We start from the raw sequence: 1,697 nt of genomic DNA on the forward strand, positions 1-1,697 counted from the left end.
TGGCATAACACCAAAGTAGAGTTTGTGTCGATCCACCGATACTATAATATAGTCAGTTTTTAATAGTATAAATAGTGCATATTTCAGCCATTTTTCTACACTTGTTTGCTTCTATAAGTTTCTCTGTAGGTGAATTATGTATTTCTGCATGGTATCTGTTTGTATGGCTTGGGGCACTGATAGGATATGTATCAATTTGGACACATTGTTTGACGCTTATCTCGACAATGGTTTCGGTGTTATGTTTTTTTAGACAGGCTTTCCAGCACATCATTTGTTGTGCGTTGTCCAGTCTTTTCTACCGATAAACCATTTTTGTCTTTAAAGGCTGCAGGAGACGGGCGATTAAACTCATTGTCCCATAAGAAATTTATAGGACGAATTGCCCTAAAAAGTTTTTCGTTCAAATTTTTACGCAAACCATAAAATTCCTTCAATTTTATATTAAGTTCTTTGATACTTATGTTTTCATTTGTAGAATCCTGAATACCATTTTCGGAAACCTCAAGCTCCAAATACTCCATATCTTTGTCTCTATTATAGTATTCAAGTTGTATGTTGCCATTAGCCAGCGGAAATATTTTTGGTTGAACCACCACTTTATTTACTATATTTATGGCGTTCTTAATTGCTTCTTGATTGATAGGCTCAGATTCATAACCATTCCAGCCCTTGTCTGCAAGATTTGTTAGATGGTTGAGGTGATCAAGGTTGCTTTGAATGTCAATCATAATTCATACTCTCTGGCTCTTAATGCTCGCAGGTCTCAACTTCAAGAACTCGCATATCAAAAGCAATATCTCTGCTTTTGAATTTGCTTGGAAGTGGTCAATATCATCTTCAGTTTCCAGCTCTCTATACAAGCCTACTATCCCATAAGTTTGCATATTTTTCACAATCGTGAATATTTGATGATAAGTGAAGTTTTCTTCTAAAGAAGAGAGTTCTTTCCTAATATAATGAGCGAAGTCTCTGTATATATAGGATTCTGCTATTTGATACTTGAAGGCAAAGTATCTAACAATCTTGATATTTAAGTCAGGAATTGACATGTCAATCCCTTAGCTTGATGCCTTAGCCTGTAAAATTCCCCTCTCTCATTTTCTAGAAACTCCCCATCTATTTTAGTTTCAAGCCTTTCGAATAGGGACTCTATGGGATATTTTTCAAACTCAATAATATGCCCAAATGGTGTGAGGTGATAAAAAAGCAAGGAGTGTATATGGTCTATAATTTGAGTGTATGCTTGCTGCATATTAGAACGACTATAGTCCTTTAGATCATATCTTTCAAGAATTTCATCAAGTTTTTCTTGAACCCTTTGAGAATGCTCCACAGCTTGTGGATTGTCTAGCGCATTAGCAACTTCTTCGCTAAAAGGTCCGTATTTGTAGCTTTTGAATTTAAGTCCTATAAACAATGTGCCGTGTTCTTTGAAATATTCAAGCTCTAGCAGAAAGAGAATCTTTTGGTAAAGCCTTGCCCACAACCGCTCATTACTCTTGTGGCGAAGATATGAAACAGCTTCATTAAGTCTTTGCTCTGTAGCATTGTCTAGTTGCATTTCTGTCCTTTTTTAGGCGTTTGTAGATTATAATCTTGTATTCTATCATAAAATCATCCTTTTTCTCCATTTGAATCCAAATCATAGTTTCTGCTATAATCTCACTAAATAAATCTAAAAACATAGAAAGGAG

2 protein-coding genes are annotated in these 1,697 nt (G+C 35.2%); both read right to left on the reverse strand.

Going from position 1 to position 1,697, the window contains the following annotated elements; translation table 11 throughout:
- Positions 1 to 239: 239 nt before the first annotated feature.
- A complete protein-coding gene (locus LS74_RS10730) occupies positions 240 to 731 on the reverse strand; it encodes a hypothetical protein (protein WP_034588541.1) in 492 nt (163 codons plus the stop codon).
- Positions 732 to 1,033: 302 nt separating this feature from the next.
- A complete protein-coding gene (locus LS74_RS10735; protein ID WP_034588535.1) occupies positions 1,034 to 1,564 on the reverse strand; it encodes a type II toxin-antitoxin system antitoxin SocA domain-containing protein in 531 nt (176 codons plus the stop codon).
- Positions 1,565 to 1,697 lie beyond the last annotated feature (133 nt).

Source organism: Helicobacter magdeburgensis (genome assembly GCF_000765825.2).
GTDB classification, from domain to species: Bacteria; Campylobacterota; Campylobacteria; order Campylobacterales; family Helicobacteraceae; genus Helicobacter_C; species Helicobacter_C magdeburgensis.